The organism is Romboutsia sp. (assembly GCF_035470145.1).
Lineage (GTDB): Bacteria > Bacillota > Clostridia > Peptostreptococcales > Peptostreptococcaceae > Romboutsia_D.
In genome coordinates this window covers 1-20,300 of record NZ_DATIRC010000424.1, presented here as the reverse complement: position 1 = coordinate 20,300, position 20,300 = coordinate 1, and the positions used below count along the sequence as shown (strand labels likewise).

Sequence of the window (20,300 nt, the reverse complement as noted above, 5' to 3'; positions counted from 1 at the left end):
ATCCGTAGATAAAACTTCACTTATACGAGTAGCTGATACAGATGCTCTTGGCAATATAACTGATAACATTGATATCATTAAGAATGCCATTATTATTTGCATAGCATATTGTATAAATGCCATCATATCCCCAACTTGCATAGCTCCTGAATCAACATTATGAGCACCTACCCATACTATTATTATTGTTATAATATTCATTATAAGCATCATAATAGGCATCATCATTGACATTATGCGGTTAACAAATGTATTTGTTTTTCTAAGGAGTTCATTAGTTTCATCAAATCTTTGTTCTTCTGTTTTTTGTGTACTAAATGCTCTTATAACTAACATCCCTGTTAATGATTCACGTGTTACTAAATTTAATTTATCTACAAGCTTTTGAATTTTCTTAAATCTTGGTATTGCTAATCCAAATAAAACAAGTACAAACGATACTATAGCAATTATTGCCACACCTATTATCCATGCCATTGAAGTATCTGTATCTAAAACTTTTATTACACCACCTATTCCAAGTATTGGGGCATAAAATACCATTCTAACTAACATTACCATAAGCATTTGAATTTGTTGAATATCATTAGTACTACGAGTAATTAATGATGCTGTAGAGAATTTATCAAATTCAATACTTGAAAATCCTACAACTTTTCCAAATACATCTTTACGCATGTTTTTACCCATACCAGCAGCAACTCTTGCAGCTAAGAAACTAACTGTAACTGTGGCAACCATACTAGTAAGAGCTATCGATAACATTATTCCACCTGATTTAAAGATGTAATTAGTTTGAAGTTTATCTAAATCTATGCCTATCTTTTTATATTCATTTTTTACATTGTAAATTGATGATTGAGTTAATATATTCTCATCTAATCCATTTATTTTTTTATCAATTTCTTTAGTCACTTGAGCTAATTGTTCTTTTGGCATTTGAGCAAATACTGTCCATATATCCATGTTCGGAGGAATATTTGGTATTTGACCTTTTTTATTAGCCATTTCAATTCCAGAAACTCTCATCATAGATTTACTCATTATAGGATTAATTTTATCTATTTTTTCTTTATCATCAGTGTTTAATTTGTATAGAGGTTCATTTTTAAGAGCAGGATATTTTTCTACTTCCTTCTCATAATCCTCTTTACTTAATTTATTTTTATCTAATAATTCATAGCTACCTTTTACTTTATTTTTTTCATTATCATTCATAAAAAGTGTTAATTTATTCATTTCACTTTCTCTAATTACAGTAGGTACAGCATTTTCTATACCACTTTGCTGAATACCTACATTGACAATGTTTGATGTATAATCTGGTAATGAAAGATCACAAACCGCTTGAACTACTAAAAGTGCGACTACTGTGATAATCGACACTACAAATGGTTTTAAGTACTTTAAAATCTTAAACATCGCTCAATCTCTGCCTCCATTTTGCTTTAAATTTTATATAATCTTAAAGTATTTATTTTAAAATTATATTTTTCACATTTTAATTTTTTTAGTGTATAATAATATTAGTTATATTAGTTAATAGTTATACTTTTTAACTATTATACTTTTTAAGTATATAGAAGTTTATAAAAAAGTCAATAATTTAATATATTAATTTTTAGTGTGTTTTAATCATTGAAATATTATATAATAAAAAAATAATATCTATGGAGGTAGTAGCAAATGAATGATACTAAACTCGAGTTGATAGTTCAAAATTTTGTAACTATCATGCCATTATTTCAAAAAAAGTTAATAAGACGCGACTGTGGTTTTGCACATGATTCTTTAAATCATTCCCATTTCCAAATAATGGCTGTTATTAAAGAAAATGGTAAACTCCCTATCTCAGATGTCGCTAAACGACTTTTAATTTCTACTCCAAATATGACTAAGCTCATTACTAAGCTTATTGATGAAGAAATGATTAAGAGAATTCCTGATAAGAAAGATCGTCGAATCATAAATATAGATTTGACTAAAAAAGGTGAACAATATATAGAAAGTAAGTTTAAACAAGTTCAATCTTCTTTGAAAGAAAGACTGTCAACTTTACCAGATAGCCAACTTAATAAATTAAATTCATCACTTGAAAATTTAAGAGACGTGTTAATGGAAATAAGCTCAGATGATTAACTCTGAGCTTATTTTTTAATATTTTTTTGTAAAATAAAATTGCATATATCATGCCATAATACATTTTTTATTTTTATTATTTACTATAATTCTGTATTATTACTATCATTTTTACCTTTAATCTTTCCAGGTATATCTAATGCTGTTGATCTACCGAAGTAGTAACCAAGTACCATACTAAACACTGGTATAAACTGGTCTTGATTTATTCTACCTTGTATACTTAAATAACAAAAAACAATAGTTAATAAAAGAGCTATCACTTTTCTTACACTTCCTAATATATTAAATAAAAAACCATCTTTATCAATAGGTTTCACTCAACTCACCTCTTATATTTAATATATTATATTGAGTTGTATTACGTGATTTTAACTTTATCTACTTATAAAAAACTTAGATAAACCTATAAGGTAGTCTTATAGTTAACTTTTACGTTCCACAGAAAACATTGGCTTGAATTTATACATTTTTATAGAGAAAATGTAATATAAAAATAACTAGAGCCTAAATTTATGCAAATTTAAATTCTAGTCATTTTTATATTAGTTTAATTCTGCTACTATTTCATTAAGTACAGCCTTCGCATCATTTATGACAAACTTTGGATCTACTTCGTAGTATTCACGGTCTATAAATCTTTCTATATTTTCTATGTCTTCTACAGCATAGCTTATAACAAATAATACTATAGCTGATTCCTTTATATCCTTTTCTGAAAGCTCATTCTTTATTTTAGACTTTGCTTGTATCTCGAATTTAACATTAAACCCTAAAGCTTGCCCAGATTCTTGTAATACTTTTGCACATGCTTCATTTTCACATACTGCTACAATATTTTTATTCATTTCATTTACCTCACTATTTCAATTATTATCTATTATATTATTAACTTTTATTTTTTATTAAGTCAATATATTGTATACTTATATGTGAAAAACACATCAAAATTGATGTGTTAAATTACTACTTATCCATCGGAAGTATTTCTATCCAATAGTTATCTGGATCAGCTATGAAGTATATTCCCATTTCTTTGTTTTCATAGCATATACAATCCATTTTTTTATGTAAATTGTAAGCTCCTTCGAAATCTTCCACTCTTAGAGCTACGTGGAATTCATTATCTCCTAGATTATACGGTCTATCCCAATCTCTAAGCCATGTTAACTCTAACTTATGAGTAGTTTCACCATCACCTAAGAATACTAATATAAAACTTCCATCTTCTGCTACACTTCTCTTAGTTTCTGTAAGTCCTAGTGCTTTTTCATAGAACTCTAAACTCTTTTCAAGGTTTAATACATTAAAGTTATTATGACAAAATTTAAATTTCATTCGCTCTCCTCCAACTACATTTTTATTTTTATTATAAGCTATTTTTACCAAACAATGAATATAAAGCCATATATTAATATAAATACTTTCTATGTTTATTAATTTTGCTTAATTTTTATCAACAATTGCAAATAATATTGTAACTATAGGTACTATAAAACAAAGTACTGCAAATGGTGCGTATGATACACACGAAACTCCTGTAACTAAACTTATTATTAACGAATTAATATTCCATGGCATAAGAGGTGCTATTATAGTTCCTGTATCAGATATAGTTCTAGCCAATATATTGTTGCTAACTTCAAGTTGTTCATACTTTGATTTTAATAACCTAGAAGGTATAACTATTCCTATGGTTTGATCACAAGTTATAACTGTCAAAATGCTACTAATGATACTTGTTTTTAATATTAAATCTTTTTTAGTATTAATTTTATATATAATGTCCTTAGTTAAATAATTTATCACACCTGTTCCTTGTAATATAGAACTAAGAGCTATTGCTCCAATAACAATAAATACTATTGATACCATAGAGATAACTCCACCACTAATTAAAATGTCATTTACTATTTGAGACTTTGTATTTAAATTAAAACCTAAAAATATATATTTTAGTAATTCTAATATATCAGTTTTTTGATAAAATATACTAATAAGACTTCCACCTATGACTCCTGACCACATACAATATGTTGATTTAACTCCTAAAATAGATAAAATTATTATTACTATAGGCAATAAAAGAAGATATGGTGATATAAAAAATTCACTATTCATAGCGCCTACTAACTCTGCTGAGATATTTACACCTTTTGTACCTTGATATTTAGTTCCTATAAAGTAATATATAATTGCTGTTATTATTATAGTTGGTACTATTGTGTAGATTGCTGATTTTAATGCTTCTTTATAATTTATTTCTGTCGTTGCAAGAGTTAAATTTAAAAGCCCTGATATTGGTGATATCTTATCTGCTAAAAATGATCCTGACACAATAACTCCTACTAATATATGTGTAGGAATTCCAAATCCTTTGCCTATTCCAAGAATAGCCACACCTATTGTACTAATAGTTCCAACTGCTGTTCCCATGAAAATTGCACTTATTGAAATTAATAAAAAAGAAGCAAATAAAAAATTCATTCCTTGCATATACTGTAAACCATAATATATCATAGTTGGAACAACTCCTGATGATAACCACACTGAAACAGTCGATCCTATTAGCAATATTACAGTGTAAAGACTTTTACATTCACTTACTCCACTAAGTATCATAGATTTAATTTCTTTTAATTCAAACCCATTCTCGATAGATATTATTGATGTAAATATCACACTTAATAAAAATGCATATACTAATGATACATTCATAATTACACATACTATTATTGGCATAATGCTCAAAAACAAGGTCATGTATATTTGATTTTTGTGTATTCTACAACTTTCCATAATTCCCCCTAAAGTATAAATTTTTATATTTAAATTTTATTCTAAATTAATTCCATATTATTTCATTTATTCCTATCTAAAGTAACTATTTATTTTTCATTCATATAGCTTTATTACTTAAATCTATTTATTTGTCATATAATTTTATACAATACTTAAGTATTGTATAAGCTTTAATCTATATAATTTTTACTTTTCTAAATATATTATCCAGTCATAATATATTCATTTTGTGGATAAGTTATCCTTTCTAAGAAAACATTTTCTCTTTCTATTTTCAACATATCCACAAATCCACAATGCCTCCGTGGAAAATTTTTTTCTAAGTATTATACTCCTTTACCTTTACCCCTTAAATTTATTTAATAAAAAATTCATTTCGCTTGAGCTACGTGTTGGCGAATCATTTCAATTTTAGGGATTAAATTTTATAATTTATCAATAAATCGTAAAATTATAAACTCCTTGTATCTAAAAAAAGTACAGAAAGAATTATATTTACTAATTCTACTATACTCCTTTTTAAATAAAGTTAACTCTTTAATATACTTATAAAATTTAAGTTCTTCTTATTAATCTTATATATTAAATTGAATTTTTTAGCATTTTTATGAAGTTTTAAAATTATTCATCGATTCAATTTATTTGTATTTTTACTTAAACTAATAAAACTTTTCCTATTTCATTGTTTATTAGTTTTAATTTTTCTAAGTCATTTATATCTTTTTTATTGATTATCTCTTTTATATTATTAATTATTGATCTATTTTCATTTTCTTCTTCTTCTCTTAATTCAATTAATCCTTCTATAATACTTTCTCTACTTAATACAATCATAATTCTTACCCCCTGTGAATTTTTATATTATGATTGTGTACAGTTTTAAGTAGATTTAATACATTTTTATAAAAATTATATCCTCAATAATGTACAAAATTATTTACTTTTATATATTTAAATTTACCACTGACCAGTTTTCAAGAAATTCTTAGCTCTATTTTCTGATTTTGATACTATATTTTCATCGTATCCCATAAATTCTAATAACTTTATAGCGTTTCTAGTTTGAGCTCTTCCTCTATGTAATTTATAATCAAATTCAATATCTTTATTAGTTATAGTATAGGTTATAGGATTAAGTTCACAACGAAGCAGTAGTTAACTTTTCTTTAATTTTCTCACATATTAGCTAATGTTTTATATCTCAAAAAACACCTTAATTGCCATCAAGGTGTTTTAAAAAATAAATCATCTTCAACCTGAATTTTAACTAGTTATAAGCTTTTCACATAGTTGTATTAAACTTTCTTCAAATTTTATATCATACTCTTTTTGCCTTTTCTTAGGCCCTTTCATTCTACCACCAGCAGCTCTTACCTTTTTCGAAATATGTCTTGTAAACAATAATTGGTCTATATTTTCATTATTGTAAATTCTTCCATTTTGATTGATAGGATGTCCACCTTTTGAAAGTACCATCGCTGCTAATCCATAATCTTGTGTTACAACAATGTCACCTTTATTAACTTTATTAACTAATGCAAAATCAACTGAATCTGCTCCCTTTGATAAAATTATAGTTTCAACTCCTGGCTTATTAAAAACATGAGAAGTATCACACATTATTATAACTTCTATATTAAATTTATTGGCTACTTTTATAGTTGTATCTACAACAGGGCATCCATCTGCATCTATTAAAATTTTCATATTGTCTCCTTAGTGCGCTTTATTTATTATTATATCATTAAAATGTATTTAGTTTTATTGTTACATACTTCTACTATATTAAATACTAAATATAAAAAATATTACTAAATTATATATATTTAGTACAAAAAATCTTTTTAGAGTTATAATTATTGTGATTGGGAAAATTACAATGGGTATTGGGGGTACATTATGAAATTTGAATGTTTTTACTATCCTACATTAAATGAAAATCATGAAGTTATCAAAATTAATGAAAATTTAAGAGAATTTAACTTTGGCGACACTGTTCCTACTAAAACTCTTTACTACAATTATGGTAAAAGTTTTGCTATATATCAAGGTAGCGAGTTTTTTGTTGTAGATGATGGTGTTTTAACAAAAACAATTACAGCTAATGAATTAAAATTTCCATTAAAAATAGTATTTGCTAAGGGAACACAGTTAAAAATATTCTCTGCTAAGGATTTATCTTCTATAAGATTACTCCTAAAAGGGGAATCTGAAAAAGAAAAAGAATTGGGAGAATTGTTTTTCTTATGTTTTGTATTAAATAGAAAAATTAAAGATACTCAATATAAAATAATGTCTGATTTAACTAATAGTTCTAGAGATTTCACTTATATAAATGATGAAATAGATTTAAGAACTAAAAAGTTATTAAATGATCTAAAAATTTTAGAAAGAAAATTCTATAATCTTACTATAGAAAATCCAAATTTAAAAGATTCTTATTTAAATTATATGAACTTTAGTAATAAAGAGAATATGCTGGAATTATCTATAAATAAATATTTTAAAGAAGGTACTGAGGAGCACAATCACTATATACTTACAAGTTCAGTGTGGAAATCTAAGCCTATATATCCTAAATTTAAGTTAGACAATCTTATAAATTCATATAATTATAGAGACTAGATTTATAACTATTATCTAGTAATTTATGCATAAAATATCATATATTAGGAAGTAGGTATAAACACATCATCCTACTTCCTTTTTGTTTATAAATTTCCAATTCCTTTCTTTACATATATTTCCTATTCAACTTTTTTATTATTTGCATTACATTTATTAATATAAAGTTTTATGTCATTAATATACATTTTTTTCTATTTATTGTCATATTTACTAAATTTTTATCGAAAGTATATAGTGTACACTATATGCTTTTAGAAGGAAGGTGCAACTTGATTTCAGATATTAAATTATTAAACCTCTTACATAACCAACCTGATAAAGGGCTTGAACTAATGATGGAAGCTTATATGGGACTTATTTATACAATAGTATACAATCAGTTATCCAATATATTACCTAATGAAGATATAGAAGAATGTGTTAGCGATGTATTCTTTTATGTATTTAATTATAAAGATAAAATAGACTTAGAAAAAGGTACTATAAAAGCTCTTTTGGCTGTTGTAGCTAAAAGAAAGGCTATAGATTTATACCGAAGAAATAAAAAATCCAAAGCTGTTGAGATACCTATAGAATCTATGAATGAAAATATATTTGATAAATTCGATTCTGTTTCTGATTCTGTTTCAACAGATGAAAGAAATAATTTCTTAATTAAAGCTATAAAATCTTTAGGAGAACCTGATAGTGAAATAATTATTAGAAAATATTACTTTAAAGAAAGTTCTAAAGACATTTCTAAAGTCCTAGGGTTAAAAGTTAATACGATAGATAAAAAAGCATCTCGATGCATGGGTAAGTTGAAAAATATTTTAAGGGGGGTTTTATAGTTGGAAGATAAACTGTTTGATATATTTGATAATTTTAATATTGAAGAGGCGTCCATACTCTTAGATAAAGACTTTGACGTACATATCGATAAAAAAATCAAAAAACGTATTATGAATTCTGTTAAAATAAAATCGCAATTAAGTTTTAGCAATAGGGAAAATATCTTAGATAAATTAAAAAATATTTTTAGATCTTCATTATTTAATAAAAGATTAGCAATGGTATATACTATTTTTGTACTATTCTTAGGGTCTGGAGGATATGCTTATACACAAATTCCAGTATCTTATGTTTCACTTGATATAAATCCTAGCATTGAGCTAACTCTAAATAAATTTAATAGAGTTGTGTCTTATCAGGCTTACAATTCTGATGGTGAAAATTTATTAGCTTCTAATAATAAAAAATATATTTATGTAGATAAAGCTATAAATAACATTATTTCTTCTGCTGTAGCAAAAAATTATATATCAAGTAGTAAAAATTCAGCGGTTGCTTTCGCTACAATATCTAATGATAGTATTGCTAGAAAAGAGCTTGAGATTCATTTAAAAGATACTATTGAGAAAAGTTTTAAAAATAAATTTATTGATGCAAGTGTTAGATCCTCAAACAGTGACCTCGCTAAAAGGGAAGAAGCAAAAAGCATTGGATTTACAGTTAGTAAGTTGGTATTGATCCAAGAACTTAAGTATTTAGATTCTAATGTTATAGTAGAACAATTTAAGTATACACCTATTATAGAAATTGAAAATAAAATTTTAAAACTTAAAAATAATGTTACTAATAATGGTAGCCAATCTAATGTTAATGAAAGTGATAATACTATTAATAAGCCTAGTAATAATGCTTCTAAAGATGCTACTAATGTTGATAATCAATCTGGCAGCACTAATAATTCTACTAATAAGTCTGGTAAAGGCAAAGATAATAAGTCTACCAATAAGTCTGGTAAGGGCAAAGATAATAATTTGGGGTACAATCGTCCTGACAAGGATAAAGATAATAATCTTGCATATAATCGTCCTGACAAGGATAAAGATAATAATTTGGGGTACAATCGTCCTGACAAGGATGAAGACAATAATTTCGGGTACAATCGTCCTGACAAGGATGAATACAATAATTTCGGGTACAATCACCCTAACAAGGATAAAGACAAAATTCTTACGCACAATCGTCCTAACAAGGATAAAGACAAAATTCTTGCGTACAATCGTCCTAACAAGGATGAAGACAAAATTCTTGCGTACAATCGCCCTAACAAGAATAAATACAAAAATTCTTAGCACAAGGTGTTCTAATCATGACTACGATTAAATAAATTGGAAATTATATTTATGAAGTAAGCTTCTTAAATATAATTTTCTTGATACAAAATATATAAATGGCATAAGTTTAAATTATACATGGGGGAAATATTAATGAAAAATCTAAAAAAACTATCTTTATGCTCTATTGGAGCTACAGCATTAACTTTAGGAAGTATACTTCCTAGTTATGCTCAAACTTTACAAGCCGAAACTCTACAAAACTTGAATTTAAGAACAGGTCCTAGTACAAACCACTATATTGTACTAACTATAAAAAAAGGTAGTATGGTTGAAGTATTAGAGAATTCAGATATATGGTCAATTGTTAAGTATAAAGGTACTGTAGGATATGTATCTTCTCAATATCTTAAGAAAATATCATCTAACAATGAGCCTCCAAATGACGAAGGGAATAATAATACAACGACACTTATGGAATGTAATGTTGATATCTTAAATGTAAGAAGAGGACCTTCTACTTCTGATAAAATAGTTGGTAAGATCGGCAAAACTGATAGAGTTTACGTCATTTATCAAACTAGCCATGGATGGTCTAGAATAAAATATGGTAGTGGATATGGATATGTTAGCTCTGACTATCTAATTAAGGTTAACTCAAATTCAAATCCAACACCTAGTACAGCAGTTACTATGCAATGTAATACTAGTTCATTAAATATAAGAAAAGGACCTTCTACTTCTGAGAAAATAGTTGGGCGATTAAAATATGCTGATAAGGTAAGTGTGGTTGCAAATTTAAGTAACGGCTGGTCTAAGATAAAATTTAATGGTGGGTATGCTTATGTTAGTAGTCAGTATTTATCTAATGCAGTTTTAATGCCTGATGTTCATAACTTTATGAAGTGTAATACCGACGTATTAAATGTTAGAAGTGGTCCATCTACTTCTGAAAGACTTGTTGGAAATTTACAAAAAGGGGATAATGTTGAAGTTGTGTACCATCTGAATTCTAGGTGGTCTAGAATAAAATTTAATGATGGATATGCTTATGTTAGTAGTTCTTATTTAACTAATTTATAATTATTCTTGTATACAACGTTTTAATTAAACATAGTAATTTGATCTAAAAATAACCTATAGCTAGTAAGCTATAGGTTATTTATTATATATTATTTAGAGTATTTTTATCTAATTTGTTCAATGAGTTAGCCACAGTTATAGCTGTAGTCATTGTTCCATTTACATTTAACATAGTACGTCCCATATCTAGTATAGGGTCTATTGCAAGAATTCCACCTGCTAGTGGGAAATATGCTCCCATTCCCATTCCTGATATAACTACTGATACTGCCATTGTTGCCGTACCTGGTAGACCTGCTATTCCTAAAGAACTTATAGTTACAACTATTAATAACATTGCATAGAAACTAAAATTCATCTCCATACCTGACATATTAGCTATAGTAACTGCCATTAGTGCTGGGTATATACCTGCACATCCATTCATCCCCATATTAGAACCTAAACTACCTACAAAACTTGCAGTACCTGAGTCTATTCCTACATTATCCGTTAAAGTTTCTATAGTAACAGGAAGAGTTCCTAAACTAGAACGTGATGTAAATGCTAATATTAATGGTTTTGAAACATTTTTTATATACGTTTTAGGGTTCACCCCATGTATCCATAATATAACTAAATGTATAATGAACATAATAGTTACACTTACATAAAGAGCTATTATAAAATCAACTACTCCAAAGATTGATTGTATTCCTCTCGCTGCTATAGTATTTGACATTAAAGCTATTACTGCGTATGGCATAAATTTTATGATAGTTATTGCTACACTTACTATTATTTTATAAAATGCCTCTATCAAATCTACAAATGGTTTTATAACTTCTGAATATTTTTTATTAAGCCTTTTTATTGCTAGACCTATAAATGCTGCAAATATCACTACTGCAACTATATTAGCATCTGCCATAGCTTTTACAGGATTGGATGGTAATAAGCCTCTTAAAGTATCTACTATCGGTATTATTTCCCTTATTTCTTCTGCAGCTTGTGTTACTTCACTCCCTACTCCTAGATTAAATACGTTCCCTACTATTATTCCTACTATAGCTGCCAACGCAGTTGTACCTAGTAACATAAGAACTGATTTTGATGTTAATTTTGATAGGTTATTCCCTTCATCCATATTCATTATAACTCTTATAATTGATACAAAAACTAAAGGTACTACTAACATCTTTAAAAGATCCATAAATCCATAACCAACTAATCCATACCATTTTACTACTTCATTTAGCCAAGCTACTTGAGATGGGTCATCTGGAAATTTTGCTACGTATTGAATTATTATTCCTAAAGCTATACCTAATACAGTTGATACTATCATTAGCTTTGTAAATTTCAGCTTATTTTGTAATTTACTTGTTAAAAAGAATAATCCTATTAATGCGATTATAAATATTACTGTTTTTATGTTTGTTACCATCATAAATTGTGAAAAAAATGTGTTGTCCATGTACTTGCCTCCTTAATTATTGTAATTATCATTTTGATAATAATTATTATACTATTATCAAAATGATAATGCAAGTGAATTTTATTTTTATTTTATATAGATTATCATAGTGCTATAATTGCTAATAATAGATAAATATAATTTCATAACAAAATTTTAATTTATATTTACACACAAAAAAGTACACCACTTAGGTGTACTTTATATAAAATAAAAGCCTATCACTATATTTTTTCATTTTAAAAACTTAAATATATCCTAATTCTCTATTAAATATTTTACTCTACTTATTCTTCTCTTATATTGTATTAGATTTTAATTTGCAAGTTTAAAACTTTCATTTATTAATTTGAAGCTTTCTTTTAATCCTTCTGTAATATATACTTCATGTTCATTTGTCACAAAAACTGCATCTACATTTTCTAAGTCTTCCACTAACTTTAATCCTTCATCTAATCCTTTAGTAAATATCAAAGTTGATAATGCATCTGCATCTATCGATTTATCTGCTACTATTGATACTCCTGCTATTTCTGTTTTATAAGGATATCCAGTTTTAGGATTTAGTATGTGATGATATTTAACTCCATCTTTTTCAATAAATCTTTCATAAATACCAGTTGTAACAATTGATTTATTTGAAACTTCAATTGATCCAACTACATTGCCTCTATCACTAAATGGATCTTGAATACCTATATTCCAATCCTTATTTTGATTCTTTGAGCCTAGAACGTATATATTTCCTCCTAAATCAATAATTGCTTTTTCTACGCCTTCAGCTTTTAAAATTTTCACTACTTCATCAGCTGCATATCCTTTTGCAATACTCCCTAAGTCTAACATCATGCCTTTTTGTTGTAGAAAAACTTCTTTAGTGGAATCGTTTGTCTCTATCTTAGAATAGTCTATGTATTTCATAGCTTCTTTGATTTCTTCTTCTGTTGGAACCTTTGCTTCCGGAAGTCCTATACTCCAAAGTTTTACTAAAGGACCTATAGAAATATCATATGCCCCTTTTGATAATTTTGAATATTCTACTCCCTTTTTTATAATATCATAACTAGTATCATTAAGTTTTACTTTACTTACCCCTGCACTTTTATTTAATTTTGTAAGTTCTGTTCCTTCTTTATTTATGCTAACTAAATTTTCTATTTCAACTATTCTATTAAATACTTTATCTAATATTTTTTCAACCTCACCATCATATAAAGTTACCTTTATTACGGTTCCCATAAATAATTCTGTTCTAGTAATCGGCTCCTCTATTTTTGTTCGATTACACCCTACTAAACTTATTGTTAAAATCATTGTTAGAATTATAGTCATAAATTTTTTCATTGTGATCTCGCCTCGCTTTTCATCAAAATTTATTATTGAGTAACTAAAGTATATCATATAAAGTTTAATTTTTTTCTCTTTATATGGTATAGCTTTTTTTGACAATTTACAATAAAATATTTTATTTTTTAGGTATATATCTATTTTATCTTCATTTAATTTATTTTTTAACGTTTTTTCACCTTAGCCTATTAATAGTTTTTTACATCATATGAAATTTTTATATTGCTATTTTGTTTTTATATGCCTTAAAATGCAATTAATAGAACTTTGCTAGATTTTATTAATTAAATTTTTAAGGAGAAACTTTTTAATGAAAACTTTGAAAAAACTCGATATTATTATTATTGTATTTCTTCTAGTTTTATCCTTTGTTCCGCAGTTTATATTCTCAAAAATGTTGACTACAAACTACAAGTCAACCTATGCTAATATAAGAGTTTCGGGTAAACTTTATGATAATATACCACTATCATCATTTAAAGGAGAAAAAACTTTTGTTGTAAAAACTAAACATGGTAATAATACTATTTTAGTAAAAGATGGTACAATTAAGATAATAGATGCAGATTGTAATGATTCTCTTTGTGTTAAACAAGGAGTAGCCTCTAAAGTTGGAGAGAGCATTATATGCCTTCCACATGAATTAATAATAGAAATTAAAGGAGATAAAAGTGATAGTTCATCTGATATGATACTATCCCATTAATATTATGAGACTAAATAAAACTTCTAAAATGATTTATATTTCATTGCTTGTATCTATGGCTTTGATACTATCTTTAATTGAGCGTATGATACCTGTACCATTTATAATACCTGGTGCTAAGCTAGGTTTGGCTAACCTGGTTATAATAATAGCTGTTTATACATTAGATAACTATAAAGAGTCCTTTACTGTATTACTTTTAAGGCTGTTTCTTTCAGCTATGTTAGGTGGTAGCATATCTACATTGTTATACAGTGCTACGGGTGGTATTTTAAGCTTTATAGTTACTATTCTTGTTAAAGAACTTGGTGGTAAGCATGTATCTATAATAGGTGTTAGTGCTTCAGCTGCTATATTTCATAATATAGGTCAGTTACTTGCCGCTTCACTCATATTAAATAATTTTGGTATGTTTTTATACCTTCCTCTTTTATCTATCGCAGGTATAGGGACTGGTATATTTGTGGGGTTATCTGCTAATTATCTGCTATCATCCCTTTTAAGGTTACCTTACTTTAAAAATAATTTGTAGTTGATTTAGATGTAGAATTAGTAATGAGAATAGGTTACTGGGTTGAAACAGTTAAAATAGTATAGTAATACGCTAAAAAATGGGTGTAATTTTGAATTACACCCACTTTTCTTGATATCTAAATTAAATTATCTTGTTTTAATAAATTGAACAACGTTGGATTAAAGTTGAATTTCTCAATTAAGCTATTCACTTCATTTAAAGCTTTTTCTTTTCTCTCTTTAGATACATTCGCTTTAGCCGCTCTAATTAATATATTCTTAGGAGAATGAGATATATCTATAAACTCTAAAAGCTGAGTTTTGTATCCTAAATATTCTAATAAATTAGCTCTAACCGCATCTGTCATAAGTGCAGCTACTCTTTCTTGTACTATTCCATATTTTGTAAGTATAGACAGAGAGTCTGACTTCATTTGACTATTAAACTCATGTTGGCAACAAGGAACAGAGAATATCATCTTAGTATTCCACTTTATAGCATTGTATAAAGCATAGTCAGTAGCTGTATCACAAGCATGTAATGTCATTACTATGTCCACTTTGTTGTTATACTTGAATCCATTTATATCACCTAATTCAAAGCGTAAGTTTTCGTAGTTATATCTTTTTGCTATATCGTTACACTTTTTAATAACATCAGGCTTAAGGTCTAGGCCTATCATTTTTACATTAATTTTTTTAATTTCTACAAAGTAATAATATAGTACAAATGTTAGATAAGACTTTCCACATCCAAAGTCTAGTATAGTAAGTTCCTTGTACTCATTTTTCTTAATTTCATCGTCTATTATCTCTACGAATCTGTTTATTTGCTTATACTTATCATATTTAGAACTTACTACATTACCTTCTTTAGTAAATATTCCTAAGTCTATTAGAGGTTCTATTATCATACCTTCTTTAAGAATATAATTTTTCTCTTTATTGTGACTTTTGTTAGCAAGTTTTGTATTATCACTTTTTTTCTTTCCTAAAAATACTTTGCCTTTTTTAGATATTTTTAAATCAAATGTAGTTGTATTCGACCAAGCTGAAAGTTGCTTATAGTCTTCTTTTATATATTCTAGGATTTTTTCTTTTAAAATATCCATATCAATATTTTCATGAAATACTTGTTTATCAGTATATTTTTCTACTTGATAATATTGTTTTTTGTTGTTTTCTTTTAATGTAAAGTTTATTTTATTATACTCAACATCTTTGTTTTTCTTGTTACTAATAACTAATTTTATAATTTCTTGTTCTGTTATCTCATTAACTGATTTTTTCAATTCTTCCATTTGGACACACCTTACCGTTCTTTTTTATTAAGTTCTATACAATATATTATTATATATATTGAATTAATTCAAACTCATTTTTATATTATAATTTTTATATTTATCTTTTATAAAAATTTCGCTTCGCTTGAGCTACGTGTCGGCGAATTACTTCATATCGTCAATAGCCTAAAAAATAGTCTCGTTACTTTACGATTTTAAGCTTATCGATTGAAATTATAACTTATTCAAAAGCAGGCAAGTTATAATCTCTTAATATATAAAAAAGCGTATTGACTACTTAATCAATACGCTTTCGTGTATTTAAATTAGAAGACTTTTCTTTCAAATCACATCCACCAATTTTTAATTATATATTTTAAATATAAATATTAAATTTCTTATATCCATTATTATATATTTTTTGTTACTAAATCCTCTGAAGCTTTTATATTATTTTTCTCATATTTTATAATTGATATCCATAAAATAGCCCCTATTATAATATTTAGTGGAGTACAAAGAATACTAATATTTGGTACTTTTGAACCTATTACGTTAGATGAAATGATTATGAAGTTCCATATAGCGTGAAAAATTATAATCGGCCATATATTATTTAATTTAATAGCTAACGATGCAAATGAAAATCCTAATAATATTGCCTCTATAATTTGAATACATACTTCAAGCAATGACATTCCTGAAAATATATTTACAATATGTATAATTGAAAATCCAACGCTACTTAAAGTCATTGCTTTTAAAATAGATCCTTCTGATTTTAAACTATTAAGCAATATTCCTCTAAATATTACTTCTTCTGAAAATCCTACTAATAAAGTTCCTATGAAAATAATAATTAATGTTATCCATGTATAACTATTAAATGATATATATTTTAAATATATATTTTGAGAAAAATGATAAAGCATATCTACTATTAAAAATATATAAGGTAGAAACCATATTAAATTATTAAATTCAATTTTCTTAAATCCTGCGTTTTCCCATCCATAAAATTTGTTTACTACATAAATAATAATTAATGTTGCTATAAATTGTGTCATTAATAAACTTATTGATATCTCAAAATCATTATAATTATATGGTAAAATATTGCTGGTTATATATATTCCTATTACCATAATACTGATATAAGTAGTCATGGTAATTATTGCTATCCTTTTACTATTCATCTCTATCCCCCCAACATTTAAATTTTACTTTTCTTCGTCGCTTTAAATACTCCTTTTATAGGCTCACGTTATTATGATGCTTTCAATTAAATGTATGATGCTATATTAAAACCAAGTTTTATTTATTCTATAACCAAATTGATAGATTCATTTATTAAATTAAATGAACCTATACATAAACTAAAGAATCACCCTGACTGCCATCAGAGTGATTCTAGCAATATGGAACAATCGTATTTTAGGAAACCCCACTCTACTTAGAATAGATTGCAGTTTTTTTATCTTTTTAATTAATACTATTATAACATACTTATAATTGAATTAAACATCTTTTATTATTAACTTATAATATAATCTCTTTTATATTTTTTACTATTCCTCAAATGCGATATATTAATTTAAAGTTAATGACTGCTTATATATATTTAATTCTATAATACTATCTTAACTACTGTTTTAACATCTACTTCACTACTAACACTAATATCTCCATCATGAGCATTTACTATTTCCTTTACAATAGCCATTCCAAGTCCAGACCCTTTGTGTACTTCCCCAGTATTAGTTCCTCTATAATATCTATTAAATATTTTCTCTAAATCTTCTTTCTTAATTCCTTTACCATTATCTCTTACATATATAGTTGTTTTTTCATCATTTATTATCTCTACTTCTATACTGGTATTTTCATCATTATGGATAAGTGCATTATATATAAGATTATTTATAACCCTTTTTATAAGTGTTGTATCAATATCCTTGTTTATAACATCACTCTTACTTATAAACGCTATATTCCTTTTTGAATATTGGGGGTCATTTAATATCTCTATAATAGAACCTCTAACTATTCTAACTATATTAGCTTCTTTTTTATTTAGTACATGAGAGCTATTTTTAAGTTTCATAGTTAAATTCAAATCATCCACCAATTCCTTAATATACTCTGACTTCTTATTTATAATATTTCCATACTCTTTAATTTCATCTCTATCAAAGTCATAGTCATCACTTAATAACTCTGCATACCCCTTTATAGAGGATAGCGGTGTTTTTATATCATGAGTTATATTAGCTATCCACTCTTGTTTCATCTTATCTATTTTAATTCTTTCAACCTCATTACTTTTTAGGGTATCTGATAGTTTATTTAATTTTTCATATACAGGTTTATATATGCTCTTTTCTCTATAATAAATATCATACTTTCCTTGTTCTAAATTCTCTACACCACCTATTATTACCTTCATAGGCTTAGTAAGTCTTTTGCTAAATATGTATCCAAATATTAAAGCTATAAATAAATCTATAACTATAGTAATCATTATAATTTTACTTAGTGAGTTACTTAAATAACCTGAGTTATACATAATTATATATTTTTGTATAACCTCTTTTGGAAATCCAATCATATATGTATATTCTGCATCGTCTATTATCTTAGATGATATAAGTATACTATCTGTTCCTGCATTGTTTAAACCTCCAGAATATTTATATCCATTTACAATATCCATAGGGGTATGCTTTTTAGATAAATATTCAGGTGCATTATATCTATACACTTCTCTTATATCTTCATCTAATACCTGTATCCATGAACCTTTTTCGTCTAATATATTTTGTCCCACTTTATTTACATATATATTTCCATCCTCCATATATATGTACTTCTTAAATTCTCTAGTAAATACTTCTTCTCTTTGTTCATAAGTAGGCTGAATACCACCTGTCATAAGTATTAAAAAACCTACTATATTTAATATCGTAACTATCATTACTACTAAAATTATAGTCAGTACATACTTAAATGTTATCTTCCATTTCATATTAATCTTCCTTTACAGTTAGCTTATATCCAAGTCCTTTTATATTTTTAATATACTTTGGATTTGAAGGTTTATCCTCTATTTTTTCTCTTAATCTTCTTATATGTACCATTATAGTATTATCAAAGCCTATAAAGTCTTCTCCCCAAACTTCATCACAAAATCTTTCTTTGCTTATGATCTGCTCTAAATGACTTGCCATATATAAAAACATTTTAAACTCTTTAGGTTTAAGTTCTAAAGTCTCACCATTTTTTCTAACCTCAACCTTTTCTTCATCTATTTCAAAAGGTCCAAATGCAATTTTTTCTTTAGTTTCTTTTTTATAATTGTTTACCATAATATTTCTTTTTAAATTTATTTTAACTCTTAAAGCTACTTCCTTTGGACTAAATGGCTTTGTTATATAGTCATCTGCTCCAAGTGCAAGTCCTAATATCCTGTCCATCTCCTCTGTTTTTGCTGATAAAAACAATATTGGTACTTGAGATGTTTGTCTTATTTCTTTACATACATCATACCCTTCTTTGTCTGGTAACATTATATCTAACAAGATTATATCTATACTTTCGTTTTTAAATATATCAAGGCCTTTATTCCCAGTTTCTGCTGTAAATATATTTTTAAATCCTTCTTTTTTAAGAACTGTACTTAAAAGATTTAATATGTCTGTTTCATCATCTATTATTAATATTTTCTTTTCTTTTATAATTGTTTCCATATTGTTCCTCCATTATTGTTAATAAAATTATTATACCAAAAACTTATTCTTGTAATAACTCTAAATTTGAATATAAAAATAAAGCTATCTTAAAATATCAGTATACTTAGTATTAATATATTAATACTTAAATAATGACTTTTTTGATAGCTTATTTTCTATTTTATTTATCTAATACTCTTTTAAATACATGTATAGTAGCTAATATACCTATAATTAATATCCCTATTAAATATGCATAATTTAACACCATGGCATCTATAGATTTTCCAAGTATATTTATACTACCTTTATATATTCCTATAAATTCTTGTGGATACTGGAAAATATCGATATAATTTGAAGCACTTAAAACTTGTAGTATTTCTTTTGGTAAGAATTTAAGTAAACCTAAAACTTTTCCTAATATAACAAATACCGAACTTCCTACAACAGCTCCTACTGAGTTGTCAGCTACAAATGAAGCTAAGCTTGAAAATACTGAAATAGTAGTAA

At 26.5% G+C, this 20,300-nt stretch carries 21 protein-coding genes; 7 read left to right on the top strand and 14 right to left on the bottom strand.

All coding sequences use genetic code 11. The features are described 5' to 3' along the window. The coding region (locus VLM92_RS16720; RefSeq protein WP_325277456.1) for an ABC transporter permease at window positions 1–1,422 on the bottom strand (1,422 nt) is incomplete at its 3' end. Between the two features lie 264 nt (window positions 1,423–1,686). Here VLM92_RS16720 and VLM92_RS16715 point away from each other — a divergent pair. Continuing rightward, the gene (locus VLM92_RS16715) at window positions 1,687–2,139 is read left to right on the top strand and encodes a MarR family winged helix-turn-helix transcriptional regulator (protein ID WP_325277455.1); all 453 of its coding nucleotides are present in this window, start codon (window positions 1,687–1,689) and stop codon (window positions 2,137–2,139) included. An 83-nt stretch (window positions 2,140–2,222) separates the two neighbouring features. On the opposite strand, the gene VLM92_RS16710 is transcribed toward VLM92_RS16715, so the two are convergent. The 6 genes from VLM92_RS16710 to VLM92_RS16685 all read right to left on the bottom strand — a co-directional run bounded on the left by VLM92_RS16710 (window position 2,223) and on the right by VLM92_RS16685 (window position 6,648). Beyond that, a complete protein-coding gene (locus tag VLM92_RS16710; protein ID WP_325277454.1) occupies window positions 2,223–2,459 on the bottom strand; it encodes a hypothetical protein in 237 nt (78 codons plus the stop codon). A gap of 225 nt (window positions 2,460–2,684) precedes the next feature. Further along, the gene (locus VLM92_RS16705; RefSeq protein ID WP_325277453.1) at window positions 2,685–2,987 is read right to left on the bottom strand and encodes a PTS sugar transporter subunit IIBC; all 303 of its coding nucleotides are present in this window, start codon (window positions 2,985–2,987) and stop codon (window positions 2,685–2,687) included. A 118-nt stretch (window positions 2,988–3,105) separates the two neighbouring features. Then, on the bottom strand, window positions 3,106–3,477 hold the full coding sequence (locus VLM92_RS16700) for a VOC family protein (RefSeq protein ID WP_325277452.1): 372 nt from the start codon (window positions 3,475–3,477) through the stop codon (window positions 3,106–3,108). Window positions 3,478–3,585: 108 nt separating this feature from the next. Further along, a complete protein-coding gene (locus VLM92_RS16695; RefSeq protein ID WP_325277451.1) occupies window positions 3,586–4,938 on the bottom strand; it encodes a Na+/H+ antiporter NhaC family protein in 1,353 nt (450 codons plus the stop codon). 657 nt (window positions 4,939–5,595) lie between these two features. Continuing rightward, window positions 5,596–5,775, bottom strand: coding sequence for a hypothetical protein (locus tag VLM92_RS16690; RefSeq protein WP_325277450.1), 180 nt, complete (start codon window positions 5,773–5,775; stop codon window positions 5,596–5,598). A gap of 429 nt (window positions 5,776–6,204) precedes the next feature. Continuing rightward, complete coding sequence (locus VLM92_RS16685) at window positions 6,205–6,648, bottom strand: YaiI/YqxD family protein (protein ID WP_325277449.1); 444 nt, start codon at window positions 6,646–6,648, stop codon at window positions 6,205–6,207. Between the two features lie 192 nt (window positions 6,649–6,840). On the opposite strand from VLM92_RS16685, the gene VLM92_RS16680 reads away from it, so the two are divergent. From VLM92_RS16680 to VLM92_RS16665, 4 genes are all read left to right on the top strand, one after another. After that, window positions 6,841–7,566 (top strand): hypothetical protein, encoded by a 726-nt coding sequence (locus tag VLM92_RS16680; protein ID WP_325277448.1) that lies wholly within the window; start codon window positions 6,841–6,843, stop codon window positions 7,564–7,566. Window positions 7,567–7,838: 272 nt separating this feature from the next. Next, window positions 7,839–8,399: a sigma-70 family RNA polymerase sigma factor gene (locus VLM92_RS16675; protein ID WP_325277447.1), complete on the top strand. Its 561-nt coding sequence runs from the start codon at window positions 7,839–7,841 to the stop codon at window positions 8,397–8,399. Continuing rightward, a complete protein-coding gene (locus VLM92_RS16670) occupies window positions 8,400–9,689 on the top strand; it encodes an anti-sigma-I factor RsgI family protein (protein ID WP_325277446.1) in 1,290 nt (429 codons plus the stop codon). It abuts the gene before it with no gap. 135 nt (window positions 9,690–9,824) lie between these two features. After that, complete coding sequence (locus VLM92_RS16665) at window positions 9,825–10,754, top strand: SH3 domain-containing protein (protein WP_325277445.1); 930 nt, start codon at window positions 9,825–9,827, stop codon at window positions 10,752–10,754. A gap of 82 nt (window positions 10,755–10,836) precedes the next feature. Here the strand turns inward: VLM92_RS16665 and VLM92_RS16660 are convergent, their stop codons facing one another. Both VLM92_RS16660 and VLM92_RS16655 read right to left on the bottom strand, forming a co-directional pair. Further along, on the bottom strand, window positions 10,837–12,210 hold the full coding sequence (locus VLM92_RS16660) for a cation:dicarboxylate symporter family transporter (RefSeq protein WP_325277444.1): 1,374 nt from the start codon (window positions 12,208–12,210) through the stop codon (window positions 10,837–10,839). A gap of 315 nt (window positions 12,211–12,525) precedes the next feature. After that, on the bottom strand, window positions 12,526–13,554 hold the full coding sequence (locus VLM92_RS16655) for an FAD:protein FMN transferase (RefSeq protein ID WP_331681800.1): 1,029 nt from the start codon (window positions 13,552–13,554) through the stop codon (window positions 12,526–12,528). Window positions 13,555–13,867: 313 nt separating this feature from the next. Here VLM92_RS16655 and VLM92_RS16650 point away from each other — a divergent pair, with 313 nt between their 5' ends. Continuing rightward, entirely contained in the window at window positions 13,868–14,263 is a 396-nt protein-coding gene (locus tag VLM92_RS16650; protein ID WP_325277443.1) for a NusG domain II-containing protein, read from the top strand. Between the two features lie 4 nt (window positions 14,264–14,267). After that, window positions 14,268–14,795, top strand: coding sequence for a Gx transporter family protein (locus VLM92_RS16645; RefSeq protein WP_325277442.1), 528 nt, complete (start codon window positions 14,268–14,270; stop codon window positions 14,793–14,795). 118 nt (window positions 14,796–14,913) lie between these two features. Here VLM92_RS16645 and VLM92_RS16640 read toward each other — a convergent pair whose 3' ends face one another. The 5 genes from VLM92_RS16640 to VLM92_RS16620 all read right to left on the bottom strand — a co-directional run. Continuing rightward, entirely contained in the window at window positions 14,914–16,077 is a 1,164-nt protein-coding gene (locus tag VLM92_RS16640; RefSeq protein ID WP_325277441.1) for an SAM-dependent methyltransferase, read from the bottom strand. A gap of 392 nt (window positions 16,078–16,469) precedes the next feature. Then, the gene (locus tag VLM92_RS16635; protein ID WP_325277440.1) at window positions 16,470–17,255 is read right to left on the bottom strand and encodes a type II CAAX endopeptidase family protein; all 786 of its coding nucleotides are present in this window, start codon (window positions 17,253–17,255) and stop codon (window positions 16,470–16,472) included. Between the two features lie 431 nt (window positions 17,256–17,686). Continuing rightward, entirely contained in the window at window positions 17,687–19,084 is a 1,398-nt protein-coding gene (locus VLM92_RS16630; RefSeq protein WP_325277439.1) for a HAMP domain-containing sensor histidine kinase, read from the bottom strand. A gap of 1 nt (window position 19,085) precedes the next feature. Continuing rightward, window positions 19,086–19,805, bottom strand: a complete 720-nt coding sequence (locus VLM92_RS16625; RefSeq protein WP_325277438.1) for a response regulator transcription factor — start codon at window positions 19,803–19,805, stop codon at window positions 19,086–19,088. 163 nt (window positions 19,806–19,968) lie between these two features. Continuing rightward, the coding region (locus tag VLM92_RS16620; RefSeq protein ID WP_331681799.1) for a hypothetical protein at window positions 19,969–20,300 on the bottom strand (332 nt) is incomplete at its 5' end.

Bases quoted from the DNA above. Each gene is read 5' to 3' on its own strand.
- VLM92_RS16715 (WP_325277455.1), top strand. From the start codon at position 1,687: ATGAATGATACTAAACTCGAGTTGATAGTTCAAAATTTTGTAACTATC.
- VLM92_RS16705 (WP_325277453.1), bottom strand. From the start codon at position 2,987: ATGAATAAAAATATTGTAGCAGTATGTGAAAATGAAGCATGTGCAAAA.
- VLM92_RS16700 (WP_325277452.1), bottom strand. From the start codon at position 3,477: ATGAAATTTAAATTTTGTCATAATAACTTTAATGTATTAAACCTTGAA.
- VLM92_RS16695 (WP_325277451.1), bottom strand. From the start codon at position 4,938: ATGGAAAGTTGTAGAATACACAAAAATCAAATATACATGACCTTGTTT.
- VLM92_RS16690 (WP_325277450.1), bottom strand. From the start codon at position 5,775: ATGATTGTATTAAGTAGAGAAAGTATTATAGAAGGATTAATTGAATTA.
- VLM92_RS16685 (WP_325277449.1), bottom strand. From the start codon at position 6,648: ATGAAAATTTTAATAGATGCAGATGGATGCCCTGTTGTAGATACAACT.
- VLM92_RS16680 (WP_325277448.1), top strand. From the start codon at position 6,841: ATGAAATTTGAATGTTTTTACTATCCTACATTAAATGAAAATCATGAA.
- VLM92_RS16665 (WP_325277445.1), top strand. From the start codon at position 9,825: ATGAAAAATCTAAAAAAACTATCTTTATGCTCTATTGGAGCTACAGCA.
- VLM92_RS16660 (WP_325277444.1), bottom strand. From the start codon at position 12,210: ATGGACAACACATTTTTTTCACAATTTATGATGGTAACAAACATAAAA.
- VLM92_RS16655 (WP_331681800.1), bottom strand. From the start codon at position 13,554: ATGAAAAAATTTATGACTATAATTCTAACAATGATTTTAACAATAAGT.
- VLM92_RS16650 (WP_325277443.1), top strand. From the start codon at position 13,868: ATGAAAACTTTGAAAAAACTCGATATTATTATTATTGTATTTCTTCTA.
- VLM92_RS16645 (WP_325277442.1), top strand. From the start codon at position 14,268: ATGAGACTAAATAAAACTTCTAAAATGATTTATATTTCATTGCTTGTA.
- VLM92_RS16640 (WP_325277441.1), bottom strand. From the start codon at position 16,077: ATGGAAGAATTGAAAAAATCAGTTAATGAGATAACAGAACAAGAAATT.
- VLM92_RS16635 (WP_325277440.1), bottom strand. From the start codon at position 17,255: ATGAATAGTAAAAGGATAGCAATAATTACCATGACTACTTATATCAGT.
- VLM92_RS16630 (WP_325277439.1), bottom strand. From the start codon at position 19,084: ATGAAATGGAAGATAACATTTAAGTATGTACTGACTATAATTTTAGTA.
- VLM92_RS16625 (WP_325277438.1), bottom strand. From the start codon at position 19,805: ATGGAAACAATTATAAAAGAAAAGAAAATATTAATAATAGATGATGAA.